Genomic DNA, 21,596 nt, shown 5'->3' on the forward strand with positions numbered 1-21,596 from the left:
GCATCGGCACGCCCACCGACCGTCCCAACGGCAACACCACACCCGTCAACGCCCCCGACAACGGTGCCTCTGCAGACAGTCCCGGCGAGAGCGACAGCACTTCCACCAACGACCTGGATGACAGCCTCGCCACCTCCGCTGAGGACAGCGACAATACTGCGCCCGCCGACGAGACCGACGAGACTATCGCCGTCACTCCCGCCGCCAGCCCGCCCGACAGTGGAACAACCCCTGCCGGACTCGCGCTCTCACTGGTCCGCTTGGGCACCAGAGCCCTCGCCCTGACAGTGGTACCACTGCACCAGTTCCCGGCCTTCGACGCCGTCATCACCCACGAAAGCGGTTGGGATGTCTTCGCCATCAACCCGAAAAGCGGCGCCTACGGCCTCGGCCAAGCACTGCCCGCCGAAAAGATGCAAACCCACGGCGCCGACTGGCGCTTCAACCCGCTGACCCAAATCCGCTGGACCTACGACTATATGAACGAGCGCTACGGCAGCCCCGACGGCGCCTGGGCATTCTGGCAGGCACACCACTGGTACTGACCGGCATCAGCTCTTTGCCGGAGCGCGGTGCAGTTCTTTCCGGTCGTAGTAGCGAGTGACGACGCCGCCCACGACGAGTCCGATGACCAGGCCGAGCAGCGTCATCCAGATCGCGCGGCTCAGCCCGGCGGAGCCGTCGGCGTTGAAATACAGGATGGCCCTGATGCCGAGATACACCTGGTGCATCGGTTCGAAATCGGCGAGCCAGGCAACGGATTTCGGGATCGCCTCGATCGGAATGGTGCCGCCGGAGGACGGCAGGCCGAGCACGATGAACAGAATGAGGTTGACCAGCAGACCGGCGGTGCCGAGTGCTGACACGATCGACAACGCGGTGACGCCGACCGCGATGATCGCGAAGGTGCTGTAGAGGAACAGCAGCAGCGGCCGGTCGATCGGCATGCCGAGCCAATGCCCGACCGCCATGAATATCCCGGCCACGACCGGCGCGGTACCGGTGATAACGCCCCACTTCAGCAGCAGCGTCCCCAGCCGGGAAATCGGCGTCGGCGGATAGTGCACATACCAGGGACCGAATTCGGTCGGTGCGAAACCGAGCGACGAATCGACCATCCCGTTGATCACCATGGCGCCGGTGAATCCGGCCAGCAGCACCATCATCGTGTAGAAGAAGGCCGTCAGACCGCCGCCCGTACCCGACGGCAGGGGATGGAACGGGGTGACGACCACATCAATCGGCTGGGCCAGCATAAGTCGGCTCAGGCCGACCAGTTCCGGCGCCGAACCGGACGATTGCAGCTGGGCCTGCACGGTGTCGGTGAGCTGCTTGCCGACGGTCTGATTCGCTTGCGCGAGTGCGCTTCCGGCCACCGTCTGCACGACCTGGGATGAGAACGCACCGGACCGCGGATTGGTGTACACCGTGATGATCGGCCGACTGACATCGCCGGGCACCACGCTGGCGGCGGCGAAAATTCCGAGCCGCTTGGTGAAGTCGCTCGGAATGACGATCGCCCCGTACACATTGCCCGAGTTCAACTCTTGCTGCGCCTCGTTGATGCCGAGCACCCGCAGATCGATTTTGTCGCTCGGCATCTGCCGCACCAGCGCATCACTGATCTGCTTGCCCACATTGGTCGGCTTCCCGCCGATCAGATCCCCGCTGTCCTGATCGACCAGCGCGATCGGAAAGCCGTGCAGATGCTTCGACGGATCCACCACATACGCGAGATACATCGTGGCCAGCAGAGCCATGAGCAGCGACACCACAACCGCCGGTGCGAGCCACACACGTATGCGCGATCGACGAGGATTCGTCTGCTCGGCCTCTTCCGGGTTCGTCATGACAGCACCGTAATTGCTGGATCCAGACGAATGTGGTGATTGCCGAACTGTGTCTCAGCGGGGCGGGTCAAGCCACAATCTGGCGGTGGAACAGACCCAGGTCGTCGATCGCGGCTCGGGCGTCGGAAAGGAAATCCGAGGCGACGTGGTGGACGTGCGGCGCGCGGTCCCAGACCTGCAGCTGTACTGGGACGCTCGCTTCGACGCAGCGGCGGGCCAGCATTTCCGCGTCGGGCAGCAGGCATTCGGTGGAGCCGACCTGGATCAGGACCGGAGGTAGACCGGTGAAGTCGTGGTTGACCGGCGACCATGTCGGATCGAGTTCGCCGTCGAGGGCGACGCCGCGCCGCACGATTGTTTCCAGGATCCGAGTGGGGATATAGGAATCGAGGTGCCGGTTGGGGTGGGCGTTCCGGGTCGTCGAATCGAAGTCGGCCCACGGTGCGATCGCGGAGATACCGCCGGGCATCGGCAAGCCGCGTTCCCGGATTGCCAGCACCAGCCGGAAGGCCAGCCCGCCGCCTGCCGAGTCACCGGAGACGATGATGCGCTCGGGTTGGAAGCCGTGCTCGAGCAGGTAGACATAGGACTCGACGGCGTCGTCGAGAGTCTCGGTGAAATGCGCGCCGGGCAAGTGCCGGTAGTCGACATTGAATGCGGGCATCCGGCTCGCGCGTCCGATTTTGGCGACGAGGCGCCGATGGGTGTTCAAGCCACCGCCGATAAAGCCACCGCCATGGAAGTACAGCAGCGCCGAATCTTGTCGCTGCCACGGGGCGGGCAGATCGTCGTTCCACAACCATTCGGCGCGGAAGTTACCCAGCTGAACGGTCCAGCGTTTGGTGCCTTTCGGAGGCACGAGTGCGGCAGCCGGTAGGTCGATGAGTCGGCTGAGCCAGAGTGCGCGCTCGAACCGGCTGTGGCCACCTATCAGCGCCAGGGTTGCCAACCCGAACCCGACTGTGCCGCGCAGCAGCGGATGGGCGATTCGAGTTCCGATACTTGCCTGGTTGGCTGGTTCGACAGTCGGTAAGGGTGCTTCGGGCCGCGCAACTGCCGCGGTCACGACCATTGCCATTGTCTGCCCTTATTCGGGCATGGCGGAATAAGGGTGGTCCAGAAGTCGCGGCGCACCGCGTCCCACAGCTTCGTCAGACCCGGATGGAGTTCTCGTGCTTGCACGAGATCCGGATAAGCGGCCGGGCCGAACGAGAGCACCGGCGAAGCATCGGATGTGTCGTGCACGGCGACGATCGAGATCAGCCGATTCTGGATCAAACGCCACGTCACGCGCAGTCCGTCGAATTCGGTTCGGCATACGTCATCCATGGCCAACCCCCGGTTGTCGTGGATGTAGCTCGCGCCTTTGGCTACCCTCATCGACAGGGCACGCTCGGTGAGATGTCAAGGTCGACCTCCTGCTCACAACTGATAGACCGAGCCTCACAGATCCGGCACACACTGACATGGGTAGAAACACCCACTTCTGCACCCAAATCCGCAGTTCGCGCATGTTGAGACCGCATTCGTACGCACCGATGGGTAGCGCTCTTGCACCAACCGGTTCGGGAACGACCTTCGCAAACCGGGCCCTTACAGGGTCCCCGGCACGGTTAGATTAGGTCTCATGGGGCGAAGTAAGCCCACTCGCGTGGTCGGTAACCTGCCATTCGCGGTGACAAGTTTCGTCGGACGGCAACGGGAGATCCGCGAGGTCCGCGAGCTGCTCGCGACGGCTCGGCTGGTCACGCTCACCGGGGTGGGTGGTGTCGGAAAGACTCGGCTCGCCAGCGAGGTAGCGGCCGCTTCCGGCCGGTCGTTCCCGGACGGGGTATGGCTGGTCGACCTGTCCGCCGTCGTCGATGCCGATCTGGTGGCACAGACGGTGCTGACCAGCCTCGCGATGGTGGACGTATCGAACAGGACCATCGAGCAGCAGCTCGTCGCGTACCTGGCGGATCGGCAGGCGTTGATAGTGCTGGACAACTGCGAACACCTGGTGGATGTGTGCAGCGCGCTCTGCAACGTGCTGCTGCGATCCTGTGCCGGGCTGCGGATTCTGACCACCAGTCGCGAGCTGCTCGATGTCGCGGGCGAGCACGTTTACACGGTTCCGACGCTGTCGATGCCGACCCCTTACGCTCCGGTGACGCTCGGAGGGCTGACCGCCTACGATGCGCCGACGATGCTGGTGGAGCGGGCTCGGGCGGTGCGCCCGGACCTGACCCTGACCGAACGTGATGCGGATGTGGTGGTGCGGGTCTGCGAGCGTCTGGACGGGATTCCGCTCGCTATCGAGCTCGCCGCGTCTCGGCTGCGGTCGCTGTCGCTGCCCGCCGTCCTGGACCGGCTCGAGGACCGATTCTTGCTGTTGGCCGGTTCGGTCCGGGCCGCTGTGCCACGGCAGCGGACGCTGCGGGCCCTGATCGACTGGAGCTACGAACTGTGCCTGCCGACCGAACAGTTGCTGTGGGCGCGACTGTCGGTGTTCTCCGGTGGATTCACCCTCGCCGCGGCCGAGGGCGTCTGCGCTGGTCCCGACCTGCCGCGTGAACGCATTCTGGACCTGATCGACCATCTGGTCGCGCAGTCGATCCTGGCGCCCGTACCGACCGTCGGCCCGCCGCGGTATCGGATGCTGGAAACGATCCGCGAATACGGCGCGCATCGGCTGACCGAGCGGGACGAGACCAGCGCCATGCGCAAGCGGCATTGCGACCACTACCTCGCACTCGCCGAGCAGATCGCCGCAGCCTGGAACGGCCCCGGCCAAGCGGCCGGTCTGGCCGAGTTGCGCGCCGAACGCGACAATCTGCAAGCCGCTCTGGACTGGGCGACGAGCACACCGTCCGCCGTCCGCGAAGCACTGGCGCTGGTCACCGCCCTGCGCTATCACTGGTGCACCGACGGGTTCCTCGGTGAAGGACGGCGATGGATCGATAAGGCGTTGCACACTGCCGACTACTCCGGCCCGGAGCGAATCTCCGCGCTGTGGGTGGCGGGCTGGGCGCGGTTGCTGCTGGGCGACATCGATGCGGCCACTGTGGCGCTCGACGAATGCGCTGAGCGCGCGGCGGCGGTGGGCGATCGCCACGCGCTGGGCTGGGTGACCTGTCTGCGCGGCACAGCCCAGCTGTTCCCCGGACATCTCGCACCGGCCATCGCAGCATTCGAGCAGGCCGCCGAGGATTACACGGACGACGACGAGGTGGTCCGCATGACCCTGTTCCAACTCTCCATGACCATGGCGCACGCCGGTGATCACAGGGCGGAAGCGACGGCCCGCCGCGGCATCGAACTGGCCGACCAGCAGGGCGAACGGCTGACCAAATCCTATTCACTCATGGCCCTCGGCTACGACCAGTACGTCCGCGGCGAATATGGCAGTGCGGTCGAGTCGACGCGTGCCGCCCTGGAGATCCAGCGCGAATTCAACGACCATGTCGGCGCGGCGCTGATGATGGAATTGCTGGCCTGGATCGCCGCCGCCCGCGGCGAATACCGGCACGCGGCGCGACTGATGGGCGCGGTCGGATCGGTATGGCGGCGCATCGGCACCTCGATCGCGACGTTCGGACCACATCTCGGCGCACAGCACTCGGCCTGCGAGCACACCCTCACCAAGTCACTGCGGCAGGCGGAGCAGGACACGGAAAGAGGGCACGGTGCGGCACTGGATCACGCCCACGCGATCCAATACGCACTCGATCCCAGCCAGGCCGCCCAGGAACCGGACGAGCACGAAGACACCATGCTCACGGCCCGCGAGCGGCAGGTGGCCGAACTCGTCACACAGGGCCTCAGCAACCGGCAGATCGCCGAACGGCTCGTGCTGTCGACGCGCACCATCGACCGGCACCTGGAAAACATCCTCTGCAAACTCGGCTACTCGTCTCGGGCACAGATAGCCGCCTGGACCGCGCGCACACATCGCCTGCATTAGCCCCTCAACCGGGTCGCGATACGGACCGGTCGGCAGAAATGGGTATACCCGTGGTAGTTCTACCGTCGTGTTCGGGTGCCGAGAAGGCGACGCTTGGTGAGGACAGCATCCATGGCTATCACCACACCGAGGTTTCCCATGTCCGAGCAAACATACGAGTACGGTGGCAGACCCACCGAGACCGATACCGCAATGATGATCCGGCGCTGTGGACGCTGTGACAAATTGTTCGCGCCGCTGACCGCCGAATGTTCGTCGTGCCGGTCCTGGGATCTCGAGTGGTCGCCCTCGTCGGGTCTCGGTTCGATCGTGTCGTGGCGGCTCGTGCACCGAAGTGTGAGCCGTCCGCACGCCCAGGTGGTGCCGTTGACCATCGCCATTGTGGAACTCGACGAGGGGCCGTGGGTGTACGCGACGATCGAGGGTGACGTCGCACCGTCCGCGGATCTGCCGGTCCGGGTGCGATTCGAGCCGCGTCCTCGGATCGATCGATTCCCGGTGTTCACCGTCTGCCGTGCGACGCCGGATCCGGATGACACCGTTCGTTCCGTGGCACCGCGCGTGTGTGCTGCGAACGATATGCGCCCGACGCATCGTCCCCCTGTCGAACATCGCTACGACGCGTGGTGGGTGCGGACCTCGCTGCGCGAGTGTGAGCTCATGGAAAGCACGAAGGCCCTCGACACGGCGGCGAAAGCCCTGATCAGCTTCGCGATCCGCTGGGCGCCGTTCGGCGGCGCCACGGCAGGCGAACTGCTTGTGACCTTCGGCGTGACCCGGCGGCGGTTCCTGCACATGGTGGACGAGGCACTGGACCCACGGCGCACCGATAGCGTCAAGGTGCGCGGGTTGAAGCATCATTTGAGGGACGCCTTGGCACAGGCCTGGCAGATGGGTCCCACCGCGCTCCCTACCGCCTGATGTAGAAAAGCAACTCGCGATCCGTTCACCTTTGTTGGCGATACGCTGACATTGTCGAAAGGTGAGCGCATGGCGCCCGGTGCTCGCGCACATGCCGAGTGGATTGCCCGCCGCTGATGACAACGGATGATCCACTCCGGACCCGCCGCGACGCGATCGCACCCGTCACGGCCGATTCGAGCGCGTCCGGGTTCGAGGACGCGTCGCAGATCGGGGCATGGGCCCCGCCGCCACCGCTGGCGGGCGGGCGCACCGGCGAGCTGCCGCTGGAGCTGACCAGTTTCGTCGACCGCCGCACCGAGACGGCGGAGGTGAAAAATCTGTTGTCCACCCACCGACTGGTGACGTTGGCCGGGATCGGTGGCGTCGGCAAGACCCGGCTTGCGTTGCGGGCAGCGGCGAACGCTCGACGCGATTTCGCCGATGGGGTCTGGGTTGTCGAACTGGCCGACGTGCGCGAACCGTCGATGCTGGTCGAAATCGTGGCGGCCACCCTTGGCCTGCTCGACCAGTCCGACCAGCCGTTGCTCGACGTGCTGGTCGGATTCCTCAGCTCGCGGGAAATGCTGCTGGTTCTCGACAACTGCGAACAAGTGGTGGCGGCCTCGGCGGATCTGGTCGAGACGCTGTTGCTGGCCTGTCCGAATCTGCGGATTCTCGTCACCAGCCGCGAGCCGCTGGACATCGCCGGGGAAGCGACCGTGCGGGTCTTGCCGCTGACGGTCCCGGATCCCGACCACGAACCCGCATTTCGCGGCCTGCCCAAATACGACGCCGTGACATTGTTCGCCGACCGCGCCGCCGCGGTGGTGCCGGGCTTCGAACTCTCCGAGGACAACAAGACCACCGTGGCGCGGATCTGTTCCCGGCTGGACGGATTGCCGCTGGCGATCGAACTCGCGGCCGCTCGGATGCGCGCCATGTCGCCCGAACAGATCCTGCAGCGGCTCACCGACCGGTACGCGCTGCTCACCCGCGGTAGCCGCACCGCGCCGACGCGACAGCAGACGCTGCGGTGGTGCATCGACTGGAGCTATCAACTGTGCACGCCAAACGAGCAGCGGATATGGGCCCGGCTATCGGTATTCGCGGGCGGCTTCGAACTCGATGCCGTCGAGGACGTATGCGGTGTCGACTTGGCGCCGGACAGTCTGCTCGATGCGCTGTCCTCCCTGGTGGACAAGTCGATCGTGATCCGGGAGGAACCCGATGGCGTCGTGCGCTTCCGGATGTTCGAGACCATGCGCGACTACGGTCGGGAGAAGCTGACGGAGAGCAGCGAATACCGGGATCTGCGTCGACGCCACCGCGACTGGTACCAGCGGCTGGCATTGGACGCCGAGGCCGGGTGGATCAGTGACCAGCAGCTCGACGTGCTCGCTCGACTCGATCGCGAACAGTCGAATCTGCGGGACGCGCTCGAGTTCTGTGTATCCGACGACACCGCGGAATCGGCCGAAGCCGGGTTGCGCATCGCCGCCGCCCTATACCTGTTCTGGAGCTTCCGGGGCCAGTACGGCGAAGGCCGACGCTGGCTCGACCGCATCCTGTCCCACCCCGCCGCGCACTCGATACCCGATCGCGTCAAAGCGCTACTTGTGAGCACGATCATGGCGGCGGTACAGGGCAACCTGGAGCGCGCGGCGATCTTTGTGGAGCAGGCACGCACGCTCGCCGAACAGGACTCGGCTCCCACCACCAAGGCGCTGGCCGCGGAAGCCGAGGGAGCCCTGGCACTGTATCGACGAGAACACGATCGGGCGGTATCCGTGCTCGAGCCCGCCCTCGCGGTGTTCGAATCGAATACGCGCGCGCATCCGTATATCTCGACATTGTCGATGCTCGGATGGGCACACGGACTCCGCGGAGATGCAAAGCGATCGAGCGAATATCGCGAGCAGATACTTTCCATCACCGAAGCGTGCGGCGAATCGCTGTTTCGGTCGACCACACTGTGGGGGAGCGGCATTGCCGCATGGGAGCAGGGCGAGCATTCGCAGGCAGAAGAAGTGCTGCTGGAATCGCTGCGAATCAGCCGACACATACCCAGCCCCCTCGTCGCGGCACTTGCCATCGAGGCACTGGCCTGGACCGCCGACAATGGTGAACGCGCGGCCATTCTGATGGGTGCCGCGGAATACCTGTTGCGCTCCGCCTCAGGCGTCACAACTTTCTTCAACGAGCTATCCCACTTTCACGACGAATGCGAGCGCAAGGTGCGCCGCGCACTCGGTGACCGAGGATTCGATACCGCGTTCCGCCGCGGACAAGCCATGGGGTTGAGCGCCGCGGTGTCCTACGCCCTGCGGGAACCACCGACCACCACACCACACGATTCGGCGACGACGCTGACCAAGCGCGAGCTGGAGGTCGCGCACCTTGTCGCCCAGGGACTCACCAACAAACAGATTGCCGCAAAACTGGTGCTCTCCCAACGCACCGCCCAGCACCATGTCGAACACATCCTGAGCAAACTCGGATTCACTTCCCGCACCCAGATCGCCGCCTGGATCGTGGACGAGGCCAAGCACGAGCGTTCTTGACCGTTGTCGCACGGGTTGATCAAAACCCTTCGGGCCCAGCACAACTAGCTAGCGTCACGACGATCCCGTCAGGCACCGAGATTCTCGAGTCGCGCTCCGTCGATGTCCGGCTTGTCGACAGGCCGGATGAGTAACCGGGCTCATCAGACCAGTTGTCCTGTAGATGCGGTAGGGTCTGCCCGAAGGTTCGAGTGCTGGTCCCGTATCGAACCTCCTGCGCGGGTAGACACTTCGAGTCCCGGTGTCGTGAGCGATCTATTTCTACGGAACAGTCTGTGTCGGTAATTATTCGACTGGAGTGGCATGACCAGGAAATATCTCAAGTTTATTGCATCGCTCACGGCGATGGTCGGTGCAGCGACTTGCATTGCCAACGCACCCGCCGAGGCGGCACCTGGCGAAGCCGGTGCCGGTGGCATGCACCTCGTCGCGGCGGTGGATGTGAACAATTTCGCCCTGGCCGGAGACGATGTAACACAAGGAATCCCGTTCGTGCACGCGGCTAAGGTGTCCGGGGATTACTCGGTCTCTGTCAGCGGCGGTTCAACCGTCCGCGATGGGGAAATCGCGATCGGATACTTGATCGGTTGCGCCGTGGATATCTCCGAAGGCGTCACCATCGGGATCGCGCCGAGCGTCGGCGTCAGCGCGGGTATCGCACCCTCGCTCGCGTTGACCCTCGGCGACTCGACCAGCGTCACTGTTGCAATTCAACCGAGTTTCGGCGTCAATGCCGGTCTTGCCGGAGCGATCTCGGTAACCGTCGTACCCGGGAGGGTCACGGCGGCGGTTATCGGTGCGGCCAGCCTGGATCAGGACGCGGCGTTCCCCTACACGTTCAGTCACACCAGTACGCCACTGAACGTCAACGGATGCCTGTCGCCCGCATCGGCCATGCCGTTCGTCACCGCGCGCGTCGACGGCATCAACGGAACCGCCCAGACAACCGGCTACGGAACACAATTCACCTTCTAGCGGACACTGCCGCCGCAATCGCCGACCCGCTACAACGACCGCTAGGAAGGGATCCGGTGGTCGGCCCTCCGAACAGCCCGAGCATTCCGAGTTCGGAGCAACACGGCGTGATCACGTTCCGGGTCGGGCCACCCGTCCGCAAGTGGCTGTCCGTGGTTCGGATGCCGCGCTCCCGGCTGCGACTCATCGTGGAGGATGGACAGATGCCCGCAGAAGCACGCCCTGCGAAGAGGGTCGGCCGACCACCACGCTTGTCCGTGGAGGCGATCATCGCCGCTGCCGATCGCATCCTGGAGACAGAAGGGCCGGACAAACTGTCGATGCGGCGCCTGGCGAGTGAACTGGATAGCGCGCCGATGGCGCTGTACTACCACGTGCGCGACAAAGATGAGCTGCTGCTGCTCGTGCTGGAGGCGCACGCCAAGCACATACCGCGCCCGGACCTTCCGGACGATCCCCGGGAACGGCTCACCGCGACAGCTCTCCTGCTCTACGAATTGCTCGCCGAGCGTGCTTGGATCGTCGAAGTATTGACCGCCGACGACCTTTTCGCCCCCGCCGCCCTTTGGTTCGTCGAAATGATGATCGGCGCCGCCGTCGATCACGGCTGCACACCCGAACAAGCGGTCGACGTTTACCGCACGATCTGGTACTACATCGTCGGCAACCTGATCATCCGGGTGAACAGCAGACGCCATCTGGCCCGGACCGGCAACCCGATCTATCGCGACCGAGCCATCGCCGATCTGACTACCGACACCCACCCACACCTCGCGGCAGTCGCCGATCGCTGGGCCGAACTCACCACCCGCGATTCACATCGACAAGGCTTGGCCGCCCTCGTCGACGGATTGCTGCCGATCCGCCCCGACGTGCCCGACAACTCGGCAGCCCGGACGAAGCGAGGCCCCGCACACCAGTAGCCCGCCGCGGAACAACACCGCCACCCGAGTCTGGTCCGGGTGCTATTGCGATGCGCGAAACAGAAGATCCATGTTGCCTACCCACGCGGTGTCACCCGCCGGGAACTGGACGCCACAGCATCTGTCCGGGGCGAGTAGCTCTGGATAGCATCGCGAAGCATGCTCTGGCGGAAGAGTCCCGCAGCGAGGGTCGATGATCAACTTCCCGACTCACTCACCCGCGACCGGCGTCAGAGAGATATTCCAGAACTCGGCGTAGCGGCCATTGTGGTGTAGGAGCTCGTCGTGGGTGCCTTGTTCGACGATTCGGCCGCCGTCGAGGAAGACGATGCGATCGGCGCGTTGGACGGTCCGCAGTCGATGCGCGACCAGCACCACCGTGCGGCCCGCCATCAGGTGCTCGATGCCTTCGTGGACAGCGGCCTCGTTGACCGGGTCCAGTGCCGAGGTCACCTCGTCCAGTAGCACGATGGGCGCGTTCTTCAGCAGTGCTCGAGCGATCGAAACACGTTGGCGCTCACCACCGGACAGCAGTGCGCCGCCTTCACCGACATTGGTCGCCCGGCCGCCGGGTAGTCGCTCGATCACCTCGTCCAATCGTGCCGCCGTCGCTGCCGCCCTGACCTCGGCATCCTCGGCATCGGGACGGCCGAGGCGCACGTTGTCCTCGATGGTGCCGTCGAAGAGATAAACGTCTTGGAAGACGATGGCGATCTGCGCCATCAACACCTCGGTCGCGATCGCGCGCACGTCCACCCCGCCGATCCGTACCGCGCCGGTGTCCACGTCGTAGAACCGCGCGAGCAGTTGCAGCAGGGTGCTCTTACCCGCACCCGAGGGTCCGACAACGGCGAGCCGCTCGCCGTGTGGCACGGACAGCGACACGTCGTCGAATACCGTGCGATCGCCGTGGCCGAAGGTGACGGATTCGAACTCCAGGTCGTGGCTCATGGGTTGAATCGGTTCGGGAGCTTGCGGCAGCGGTTCGGTGCGCAAGACCGTGTCCAGTCTCGCCAGCACGGATTGCGCGCCACGTAGTTTGCCACCGATTTCCGACAGTGAAAGCAGCGGATCGGCGCAGCGGGCGGCCAGCACCAGGATCGCCAAAAGCTCTGCCGTGCCGATATTTCCGCCGAGTGCGAGGTAGGCGCCCAGAGCCAACAGCGCGGTGAACATCACCTGCACCGTGAGGGTCAGGCCCAATACGCCCGGTAGCGCCGCCAAACTGGTGCGGCGGGATATGCGCTGAACTTCGTGCAGCGAGTTGTCGAGCAACCGGAAGCGTTCGGTGGTACGGCCTCCGGCTCGCAGCACCGGCTGGGCCTGCAGATATTCGATCACACGCCCGCTGGCCTCGTGGTCGCTTTCTAGGCGCTGCGCATCGTCGGCGGCCATCGAGCGTCCGGACCAGATCCGGATCGCCGCAACGATCGGAGCGGCCAGCAATGCGGCCAGCCCCAGTTGCCAATTGAAGGCGAACATGACGACCACGATCGTCAAGGGAGTAACCGCGGCGGAGATGAACGGTGCCAGCAGATGCGCGATCACGCTCATCGCCTGCAGGACACCGCGACTGGCCAGGACCGACACCTCGCCCACCCGGAATGCGCTGTACCAGCCGATCGGCAATCGGGCCAGATGGTCACCGAGCCGGTGATACATGCCGCGCAACAGCGTTGTCCCGACACGGAAACCGGACAGGTCGCTGCGGTAGCGCAGCCCCGCGTAGACCACGACGACGGCGCCGAAAGCGATCAGCCAGGGCCGGGCGTGGGCCGGTTCGCTCCCGAACAGTTCCCGCAGCACCGGAACCAGCAGTGCGTAGGACAAACCCTCGGCTATCGCGGTTGTTGTCATGAGGGCCAAGGTGCGACGCACCGGCTCGGCGTACTCGGGTCCAAGTACGCGCAGCAGCATTCGAATCATCGGGGCTCGTCTCCTTGTGCGCCACAGTGGATTTCGCTCTTGTCGATAGTCACCGACCGATGTGTTCGCCAGAACGCAGCGAACCTTCCGTTCCGCGCCAGCAACTCGGCGGGCCTGCCGCGCTCGACGATGACCCCGTTCTCCAGCAGCACAACGGTGTCGGCGTCGGCAATCGTTTCCAGGCGATGAGCGATGACGAGAATCGTGCGATCACCCGCAAGCGCCGAAAGTGCCTGATGCACGGCCCGTTCGGTTTGCGGGTCGGCGAAGGCGGTCGCCTCGTCGAGTACCAGCACAGGTGTGTCGGTGAGCAGTGCGCGGGCCAGTGAGATTCGTTGTGCCTCACCACCGGACAGTTCGACCTCATCGCCGATGACCGACTCGTATCCGCGCGGCAACTCGAGAATTCGATCGTGAATATTCGCCAGCCGGGCGGCGCGAACCACCTCGTCGAGGTCGGCATGTGGCACCGCCAGCGCGATATTGTCCGCGATTGACGCCCGCAGCAGCCGAACATCCTGGAAGACAAAGGAAACCAGCCGATACAGCGCACCGCTGCCGAGCTCGCGCAGGTCGACGCCGCCGAGCATGACCGAACCGTGGGTCGGGTCGAAGAACCGCGGCAACAGCTGGACCAGCGTGGACTTGCCGCTGCCCGACGGCCCGATAATCGCGGTGCGGGTGCCGGGCTCGAGTACCAGATCGATCCCGCGCAGCACCTCGCGATCGGCGTCGTAGCCGAAGCGGACATCACGCAGTTCCACCCGGTGGCCTTGTGCTGCGATTGGCTGCGTGGGCTCGGGAAGTGACTGCACCGCAAGCACTTCCCGAATCCGTCCGACCGCGCGCCGCGCGGACTGCAGATCGTCGAAGCCGTGGCCGAGGGCCGCTACCGGAGCGGTCAGGCCGAGGCCGAGTAGCAGGAACGGCAGCAGGTCAGCCGGGGCCATGCCGCCGCTGGTAATCAGCACCGCACCACCGATCAGCACGACCAGCAGCACGAACGGCGGTGACAGCACCAGCTGCATCCCTGCGGCGACCACGGAGATACCGCACACCCACCGGTAGAAGGTGGCGACGAAATCGTCTGCGGCCGTGCGGAATCTACCGTGGGCGCGCCCGGCTCCGCCGAACGCCTTGACCACCGCGATCCCCTGCACGAACTCGACGACCGAACTCGAAATCCGCCCCATGGCCGCGTCGAACTCCTCCTGCTCGCGCAGTCGGTTCGGGGTCATCATCAGGGGCACCAGCGCGACTGCCAGCACCACCGGTATCAGCGTGATCAACGTCAGCCGCCAGTCGATGGTGAACAAGTAGATCAGCGACACCAGCGGTACTACGAATGCGGAGACGAGTTCGCCGGGGGTGTGGGCGATGAACGGGTGCACGGCACCGACGTCTTCCCCTACGACCTTGGCCAGCTCGCCGGTCCGACGCCGGGAGAACCAGCCGACCGGTACGCGCCCCAGCCGCGCGGCCAGTTGCCTCCGAAACGACAGTTGCACCCGGCCGTCGAGAAGATGCCCGATCCCGGAGGATGCCGTCGTGCACAGCAGTCGAACGAACAATCCGACCGCACCCGCGATCACCACGAACCAGACATGACCGTGATCGACCGGTTTGGGCGACAACAGAATCCGACCCAATTCGACAACCGCCAGCAGCGGCGCCAGACCCGCGACAGCACCGATTACTTGAAGGATGACAACGGCGGCGAAACTCCCCAGGTAAGGGCGCAGCAGCTCCGCCACGCTTGGTCCGGCCGCGAAATCGGCATCCGATGGTCGTGTGGTTTGCTCGCTCGCCTCGGCGAGGCCAGTTGTGGTCATCGCTAACCCATCTCTTTTTAGTACGCGTACGAATAGAGTACAGGGTCGGCCTCGGTGTGCTGATTCCGGTGTTCGGGCCGATCCCGGGAGCGCACTTCAATCCGGTTGTGTCGGTGGCGAATCGGCTACTCGGCCGACACAACGGCACCGGACTCGGGTACCGCGAACTCGCCGGATACGTCCTGGCGCAGACAGTTGGAGCCATTGCGGGTTCGATGCTGGCCAACACCATGTTCGACCGGATCACCAGCGGGCACCTGGCCGGAGAAGTCGTGGCTACTGCCGGGCTGATCGCTTCGCCAATCCCGCCGTCACCGTCGGGCGTATCTTCTCCGACACCTTCGCCGGAATCGCCCCGGCCTCCACGCCCGGCTACATCGCCGCCCAAATACTCTGCGCCGCAATGGGACTCGCCTTGATCGTCTGGCTCTACCCCGATGCCTCGGACGTCGCCGCCGACATCACCACACGACGCGTGCCCCTACTTCTTCGGCGTCACCTACCGCGACTGGAAACTGGGCGATCCCGCAGGCAAAGACATCTTCGACCGAACGCAGGTGTTGGTGGTGGGTCAGGCGTGGCGTGGTGCGTACATGATGATGGCAACACCGAGCAGGCAGATGAGGGCGCCAGTGAGGTCCCAGCGGTCGGGCCGGAACCCGTCCAATGCCATGGCCCAGGCCAGCGAGCCTGCGACGAAGACGCCACCGTAGGCGGCGAGTATGCGCCCGAAGTGGGCGTCGGGTTGTGCGGTGGCGACGAATCCGTAGATCCCGAGGGCGATGACACCGGCGCCGATCCACCCCCAGCCGCGATGTTCGCGCACCCCTTGCCAGACCAGCCAGGCTCCGCCGATCTCGGCGACGGCAGCCAGCACGAACAACAAGATCGAACGCAACACTGTCACAGCCATCGAGCCTACGGGCCTGGATCACGATGCGGTGGTCGTCGTGGGAGCGGTGCAGCCGCACTACTCACACACGATCTGCCTCAACAACGACATGCTCGAATGGCATCTCGCCCAACTGCCCGTCGGCATTGCGCCAGCGGTGTCCAGCCTTTCCCTGCCTGTCTCCCGGCACCTCGAGGAAAGGCCACCACCCGTTGATCCGAAACTCCCCTTGGGGCTCGGCTTCGCTTCGGCCAGTGTCGTCAGCACAGCCTTCCGGCATCGCTTCAACGCCGGTCCCCACGACATCCGTCAAGGCTGAGCGGGAACCATTGTCCCTGTTCGTTGTGTGAGGGCGAAGGCGTGATCGTTTGCGGCAGTGGCCGACTCGCCGGGTGCAGCGGCCGGTCGGTCGATGCATACTGGCGGCCGTGCAGTTCGGGATCCTGGGGCAGGTGGAGGTGCGGGGAACCGATGGGACTCCGGTCGCGGTGGGCGGGCCACAAGTACGGTCGCTGCTGACGGTTCTGGTGTCCGAGGCCGGACGGGTGGTGTCTCGGGATCGGTTGATCAGCGACCTCTACGGGCAGGAGCCGCCCGGCGATGCCGGACATGCACTGCAGTCCCAGGTGTCGCGGTTGCGGCGTGCGCTGCGCGCCGCGGGTGCCGATGGTCTCGTGGAGTCCTCGGCGGCGGGCTACCGGCTCGCGGTCGATCCGGAGATGGTGGATATGCATCGGTTCCTTCGGCTCGCAGCGGAGGGGCGAACCGCGGCGCGCGACCGGGATTCCCTTGCCGCTGTCGCGCTGCTGGACGAGGCCGCCGGGGTATGGCGCGGCGCGGCGCTGGCTGACGTGCGCGACGCGCCGTTCGCCGCCGCTATGGTCGCCCGCCTCACCGAGGCATGGCTGGCGGTCCAAGAGGATCGCGCGGAGGCCGCGCTGGCGCTGGGTGATCACCGGGCGGTGGTCGCTACGCTGCCGGAACTCGTTGCCGCGCATCCGCTTCGGGAGCGGATCAGGGCACTGCTGATGCGCGGGCTCTACGCCGGCGGGCGGCAGGCGGAGGCGCTGGAGCTGTTCGAGCAGGGGCGGCAGCTGCTCGCCGACGAACTTGGCGCCGACCCCTCCGCCGAGCTGACGCAGGCGCACTTGACGATCCTGCGTGCGGACACCGTCGTCGCTGCCGCGGTGCGCCGCCTACCCGCCCAGCTCACCAGTTTCGTCGGCCGAGACGACGAGCTGGCCCAGGTCGCGTCGTTACTTGCCCGAGCCCGCCTGGTGACGCTCACCGGTCCGGGCGGTACCGGTAAGACCCGGTTGGCGATGGAAGCCGGTGCTCAGGTTCGGGGCGAGGTTTGTTTCGTGGATTTGTCGCCGTTGGTGGACGGCGCACAGGTGGCGCCGGAGATTGCGGTGACGCTCGGAGGCCGCGCGACCGGCGACCACGAGGATGCCGAAGCCCGGGTACGTGCCATACTCGCCGACCGGTCGCAGTTGATCATTCTCGACAACTGCGAGCATCTGGTGCTCGATGCAGCCCGGCTGGTACACCGGCTGTTGCGTGACTGTCCGGGCTTACGGGTGCTGGCGACTAGCCGGGAAGCCTTGCGTATCACCGGCGAGACCGTGCTCTCGGTCAGGCAGCTGCCGGTCGCGGCCGCCGATGCGGCACTGGCCGACCAACTCGGCTGCACCGCGGTCCGCCTGTTCGCCGATCGTGCCGCTGCGGCGCGGCCGGGATTCGCCGTCGACGCGGGCACGATCGCGGCCGTGCGGCGCATTTGCGAGCGGCTGGACGGGCTGCCGTTGGCACTGGAACTCGCCGCCGCCCGGCTGCGCACTCTCGACGTCGGCGAGATCGACGCGCGACTCGCCGATCGGTTCCGGCTGTTGGCGCGCGGGGATCGCACCGCCGAACCACGACACCGGACCCTGCAGGCGGTGGTGGAATGGAGCTGGGAACTGCTGGAACCGCCTGAACGCCTCCTGGCACGACGCTTCGCCGTCTTCGCGGGCGGGGCCACCGCCGCCATGGTCGCATCCGTTTGCGAACTCGACGACGCCGACGAACTGCTGGACAGCCTGGCCGACAAATCACTGGTGGAAGTGCACAACGGCCGGTATCGGATGCTGGAGACCATCCGGGCCTACGCCTTCGCACGGTTGACCGAGGCCGGCGAGCGCGAACGGTTGCAACGTGCCCTCGCCGGTTTCTCGACCGAGCTGGCCGAGCGGGCTGATCCGCTGCTGCGCGGTCCCGAGCAGCTCGACTGGCTCGCGCGGCTGACGGCCGAGCACGACAATGTGCAGGCGGCGCTGCGCTGGGCGGTGAGCATGGATCCCGCACTGGCACAGCGGCTTATCGCCGCCCATGCGTGGCACTGGTGGCTGCGCGGTTACTCGGGCGAGGCCGCCGAACTGGCCGGCAAACTGCTGCTCGCACTCGACCCGGCGGCGGACGTCGAGGAATACGCCTTCTGTGTGGCGGTCGCCGCGCGTGTCAGAACCGGGCCGCCGGTGCCGGTCACTCGTGCTGCCTCAGCGGTGTCCGACATCGAAAGACCTTTGCGGCGACCACATCTGGTGTTCCTGCTGGCAACTGTCGGCGGGCTGCTCGACCTGCCGGAGCAGCAGCACGTGCTCTTCGGTCCTGATCGCTGGTCGCAGTCATTCCTGAGGCTCGGTACCGGACTGCGACATCTCATGTCCGGTGAGCCGCTATCGGCCGAGCCCGAATTGCAGTGTGCCCTCGAGGAGTTCCGCGTTACTGGCGACCGGTGGGCAATCGCGACCACGCTCGACAAACTCGCCGTGGTCGCCGACTGGCGTGGTGAACGGAAGGTCGCCCTGGACCTCATCGACGAGGCCATCGTCCTGCAGACCGAGCTGGGCGCCGGCGACGATGCCGCTGACCTGCTCAACCGGCGTGGTGACATTCTCGCCCGCGGGTCCGCCGCGAGTCGTGATGACGCGGGTGCCGCCTACCACCGCGCCGCGCAACTGGCCCGTGCAACAGGCGCAACGGACATGTACGCGAACGCACTGCGCGGGCTCGGCGATCTGGCACGGGTAGCGGGCGACCTGTCCGCCGCCCGGGAGTACTACGACACCGCCATCGCGGTGCTCGGCAACGACACGTTCGGTGCGGTCGAGGCCCGGGGCCGCAGCCTCATCGGATCGGGCTGGATCTGGCTCGCCGAGGGGAATATCGAGCGTGGACTGGCGGCGCACCGCGAGGCGTTCGAACTGGCGCGCGACCGATCTCGGTCGGTGGCCGCGGCAGCGGTGGAGGGCATGGCGGGGATCGCGGTGGCACTCGGTACGACGGCACGGGGCGCGCTGTTGCTCGGTGCTGCCGACTCGCTGCGTGGCATGCCCGGGGTGTGTGACGGTGCGACGGCCGACACCGCCGCAAGATGCCGAGCCGAACTCGGTGAAACGGAGTTCCGTACCACCCTCGAGCGTGGCGCCCGATGCTCAGCCGAGAAGGTCACCGAGTTGCTCGGTGAGTGGTGGTGAGCCGATGGTGAGGGCACGGTGATTGCCGTGCCCGACGCTGTGTGCATGACAACGAGACAGCAGTTCACCAGCAAGACCGTCCTCATCTCCGGCGCCAGCGTCGCCGGGCCAGCACTCGCCTACTGGCTGGCCCGCTACGGGTTCACCGTCACCGTCGTCGAACAGGCGCCCACTCTGCGCGAGGGCGGCTACAAGGTCGACATCCGTGGTGTGGCAATGGAAGTCGTCGACCGGATGGGTCTGCTGCCGCAAGTCCGCGAAGCGTCTACGGCGATGCGGGGCGGGGCCTGGGTCGACGATGCGGGCAAGGCACTGGCAACGCTCGGCCCCGAACTCATCGGCCTGCGCGCACCCGGCGACGACGAGGTCTTGCGCGGCGATCTCGCCCACATCCTGTTCGACGCCACCAAGGGCGAGGCCGAATACCTGTTCAGCGATTCGATCACCGGCCTGATGCAGCAGGCCGATGGTGTGACAGTGCGGTTCCGCAACTCCGCGCCACGCGTATTCGACCTAGTGATCGGGGCCGACGGCATGCACTCGGCAGTGCGCAGGCTGACATTCGGGCCGACCGAGCAGTTCGCCCGGCACACCGGCATGGCCGCCTGTGTGATCTCGGTGCCCAACTACCTGAACCTCGACCACTGGGAATTGGTGCATCCCACACCCGGGCGCGTGGTGCAGGTGTACAGCACCCAGCGGACCACCGCCAAGGCCCAGTTCATCTTCCAGGCACCGGAACAACTGCCGGACCGGCGCGACCGCGCCGCCCAGCAACAGCTGGTGACCGACGCGTTCGCCGATGCCGGTTGGGAGACGCCGAATCTGGTGCGGGCCGTACCGGAATCCCCGGACTTCTACTTCGATTCGGTCAGCCAGATCCATCTCGACCGCTGGTCCGATGGCCGCGTCGCGGTCGTCGGAGACGCCGCCTACTGCCCGTCGCCGCTGTCCGGGCAGGGCACGAGCATGGCGCTGGTCGGCGCGTATGTCCTTGCGGGCGAACTGAAAGCGGCCGCCGGTGATCACCGCGTCGCATTCGATCGCTACCAGCGCGCCATGCAGGATTACGTCACCGAGAACCTGACACTGGGCTGGAACAATGCCACCCAGATGGTGGCGGCGGACCGGCGTGCGATCCGAACCCAGACCACCATGTTGCGCATGCTGCGGCACATGCCGTGGAAGGGCCTGGCCCTGCGTCCGATCATCAAGCCGCTCGAGCGCGCGGCCAATGCCATCCGGCTCGCCGATTACTGAACCCATCGTCACCTGCGCTGTTCCCCACCGCGGGACTGCATCTCCAATTGATGTGTGAGGAGTACCGAAATGAGTATCGCTTCCGGCCCGATTTTCCAGGTGGCGTGGGTTGTCCACGACCTCGACTCGGCCGAACAGGAATTCACCGACAGCTATGGCGTCGACAAGTGGGTCCGTATGCCCCGCATGCATTTCGGCCCGGAGTCGTGCACTTATCGCGGTGCGCCCGCCGACTACACGATCGACACCTCGCTCGGCTATGCCGGCGGACAGCAACTGGAATTGATCGCGCCGGTCTCGGGTACGAATCTGTATACCGAAACACTCGCGCGGTCCGGCCCCGGACTGCACCATATCGCCTGGGTACCAGATGATTTCGATGCCGCACTGGCAGCGGCGCGGGCATGCGGCACCGAGATCGCACAGCACTGCACCGTTGCCGAGCTCGGCATGGAATTCGTTTATCTCGACGGAGGCCCGCTCGGCTCGTACATCGAGTTGCTGCGGTTGCCTGCGGACGCACGCGCAATGTTCGACAGCATGATTCCGTCGGGATACCGGAACCCGTGGTCGCACGGATAGCAACCGGCGTCGATGGCGAAACCTGCCGCCGATACTGGTGGCGCCGTTTGTTGGAACTCGCACCCCCGGCGAGCTGCACGCACGACAGTTTCGCGCATCCGGACCGTACAACCAGGCTTTGGCCCAGCGACGGATGCCCGCCCCCGGCCTCGCCGAGGGCGAGCTGTTTTATTGGCGAGATCCGACGACCGGTGAACTGCTTCCCAGATCCGAAGCCAACGAGCAGGCGTTCTACAGGGAACTTCTCCCGACCGTCGGCGCACCGGGGTCTCGAACAATGGTTCCGAAACCACCAAAAACACCCTCTGACCTGGAGCCGCCTGGGGGAATCGAACCCCCGACCTTTTCATTACGAGTGAAGCGCTCTACCGACTGAGCTAAGGCGGCGTGCCTTTCGGCCACGCGAGTCTATCGTCTCGGCGGTCGGATCG

The 21,596-nt window shown here is 65.7% G+C and carries 17 protein-coding genes, 1 tRNA gene and 1 pseudogene; 12 read left to right on the plus strand and 7 right to left on the minus strand.

Going from position 1 to position 21,596, the window contains the following annotated elements; all coding sequences use genetic code 11:
• Nucleotides 1-545, plus strand: a 545-nt coding sequence (locus NP3_RS42840; protein WP_245721357.1) for an aggregation-promoting factor C-terminal-like domain-containing protein, incomplete at its 5' end; no start/stop codon positions are given.
• A 6-nt stretch (nt 546-551) separates the two neighbouring features.
• Here the strand turns inward: NP3_RS42840 and NP3_RS42845 are convergent.
• The 3 genes from NP3_RS42845 to NP3_RS42855 all read right to left on the minus strand — a co-directional run bounded on the left by NP3_RS42845 (nt 552) and on the right by NP3_RS42855 (nt 3,230).
• On the minus strand, nt 552-1,850 hold the full coding sequence (locus tag NP3_RS42845) for a YhgE/Pip domain-containing protein (RefSeq protein ID WP_063047418.1): 1,299 nt from the start codon (nt 1,848-1,850) through the stop codon (nt 552-554).
• A 67-nt stretch (nt 1,851-1,917) separates the two neighbouring features.
• On the minus strand, nt 1,918-2,916 hold the full coding sequence (locus NP3_RS42850; protein WP_245721358.1) for an alpha/beta hydrolase: 999 nt from the start codon (nt 2,914-2,916) through the stop codon (nt 1,918-1,920).
• Nucleotides 2,913-3,230: a hypothetical protein gene (locus NP3_RS42855; RefSeq protein WP_063047420.1), complete on the minus strand. Its 318-nt coding sequence runs from the start codon at nt 3,228-3,230 to the stop codon at nt 2,913-2,915. Before NP3_RS42855 ends, NP3_RS42850 begins: the two co-directional genes overlap by 4 nt.
• A 247-nt stretch (nt 3,231-3,477) precedes the next feature.
• Between NP3_RS42855 and NP3_RS42860 the strand changes: the two genes are divergently transcribed.
• From NP3_RS42860 to NP3_RS42885, 5 genes are all read left to right on the plus strand, one after another.
• A complete protein-coding gene (locus tag NP3_RS42860; RefSeq protein WP_063047421.1) occupies nt 3,478-5,793 on the plus strand; it encodes an ATP-binding protein in 2,316 nt (771 codons plus the stop codon).
• A gap of 138 nt (nt 5,794-5,931) precedes the next feature.
• Nucleotides 5,932-6,714, plus strand: coding sequence for a Zn-ribbon domain-containing OB-fold protein (locus NP3_RS51350; RefSeq protein ID WP_307680681.1), 783 nt, complete (start codon nt 5,932-5,934; stop codon nt 6,712-6,714).
• Between the two features lie 116 nt (nt 6,715-6,830).
• Nucleotides 6,831-9,257: a LuxR C-terminal-related transcriptional regulator gene (locus NP3_RS42875; protein ID WP_063047422.1), complete on the plus strand. Its 2,427-nt coding sequence runs from the start codon at nt 6,831-6,833 to the stop codon at nt 9,255-9,257.
• 345 nt (nt 9,258-9,602) lie between these two features.
• Nucleotides 9,603-10,232: an MspA family porin gene (locus NP3_RS42880; RefSeq protein WP_169814682.1), complete on the plus strand. Its 630-nt coding sequence runs from the start codon at nt 9,603-9,605 to the stop codon at nt 10,230-10,232.
• A gap of 203 nt (nt 10,233-10,435) precedes the next feature.
• Nucleotides 10,436-11,155 carry a TetR/AcrR family transcriptional regulator gene (locus tag NP3_RS42885; RefSeq protein WP_063047434.1) on the plus strand — a complete coding sequence of 240 codons (720 nt, stop codon included), beginning with the start codon at nt 10,436-10,438 and terminating at the stop codon, nt 11,153-11,155.
• A gap of 210 nt (nt 11,156-11,365) precedes the next feature.
• On the opposite strand, the gene NP3_RS42890 is transcribed toward NP3_RS42885, so the two are convergent.
• The gene (locus tag NP3_RS42890) at nt 11,366-13,081 is read right to left on the minus strand and encodes an ABC transporter ATP-binding protein (protein ID WP_063047424.1); all 1,716 of its coding nucleotides are present in this window, start codon (nt 13,079-13,081) and stop codon (nt 11,366-11,368) included.
• Nucleotides 13,078-14,913 (minus strand): ABC transporter ATP-binding protein, encoded by a 1,836-nt coding sequence (locus NP3_RS42895; protein WP_063047425.1) that lies wholly within the window; start codon nt 14,911-14,913, stop codon nt 13,078-13,080. The genes NP3_RS42890 and NP3_RS42895 overlap by 4 nt, the downstream gene beginning before the upstream one ends.
• On the opposite strand from NP3_RS42895, the gene NP3_RS47425 reads away from it, so the two are divergent.
• Both NP3_RS47425 and NP3_RS51720 read left to right on the plus strand, forming a co-directional pair.
• Nucleotides 14,865-15,332, plus strand: a complete 468-nt coding sequence (locus NP3_RS47425) for an aquaporin (RefSeq protein WP_307680682.1) — start codon at nt 14,865-14,867, stop codon at nt 15,330-15,332. The two genes, NP3_RS42895 and NP3_RS47425, sit on opposite strands and share 49 nt — an antisense overlap.
• A 51-nt stretch (nt 15,333-15,383) precedes the next feature.
• A pseudogene (locus NP3_RS51720) lies at nt 15,384-15,479 on the plus strand (heat-shock protein HtpX); the annotation flags it as partial.
• Nucleotides 15,480-15,484: 5 nt separating this feature from the next.
• On the opposite strand, the gene NP3_RS42900 reads toward NP3_RS51720, so the two are convergent.
• Nucleotides 15,485-15,820: a YnfA family protein gene (locus NP3_RS42900; RefSeq protein ID WP_063047435.1), complete on the minus strand. Its 336-nt coding sequence runs from the start codon at nt 15,818-15,820 to the stop codon at nt 15,485-15,487.
• A gap of 43 nt (nt 15,821-15,863) precedes the next feature.
• Between NP3_RS42900 and NP3_RS42905 the strand changes: the two genes are divergently transcribed.
• From NP3_RS42905 to NP3_RS42920, 4 genes are all read left to right on the plus strand, one after another.
• Nucleotides 15,864-16,124 carry a hypothetical protein gene (locus tag NP3_RS42905; RefSeq protein WP_157124928.1) on the plus strand — a complete coding sequence of 87 codons (261 nt, stop codon included), beginning with the start codon at nt 15,864-15,866 and terminating at the stop codon, nt 16,122-16,124.
• A gap of 109 nt (nt 16,125-16,233) precedes the next feature.
• Entirely contained in the window at nt 16,234-19,323 is a 3,090-nt protein-coding gene (locus NP3_RS42910) for an AfsR/SARP family transcriptional regulator (RefSeq protein ID WP_218025053.1), read from the plus strand.
• 45 nt (nt 19,324-19,368) lie between these two features.
• A complete protein-coding gene (locus NP3_RS42915; protein ID WP_063047436.1) occupies nt 19,369-20,583 on the plus strand; it encodes an FAD-dependent monooxygenase in 1,215 nt (404 codons plus the stop codon).
• A gap of 69 nt (nt 20,584-20,652) precedes the next feature.
• Nucleotides 20,653-21,165, plus strand: coding sequence for a VOC family protein (locus tag NP3_RS42920; RefSeq protein WP_063047428.1), 513 nt, complete (start codon nt 20,653-20,655; stop codon nt 21,163-21,165).
• Between the two features lie 311 nt (nt 21,166-21,476).
• Here the strand turns inward: NP3_RS42920 and NP3_RS42925 are convergent.
• Nucleotides 21,477-21,552, minus strand: a tRNA-Thr gene (locus NP3_RS42925).
• Nucleotides 21,553-21,596 lie beyond the last annotated feature (44 nt).

Source organism: Nocardia pseudovaccinii NBRC 100343, assembly GCF_001613225.1.
Taxonomy (GTDB): domain Bacteria; phylum Actinomycetota; class Actinomycetes; order Mycobacteriales; family Mycobacteriaceae; genus Nocardia; species Nocardia pseudovaccinii.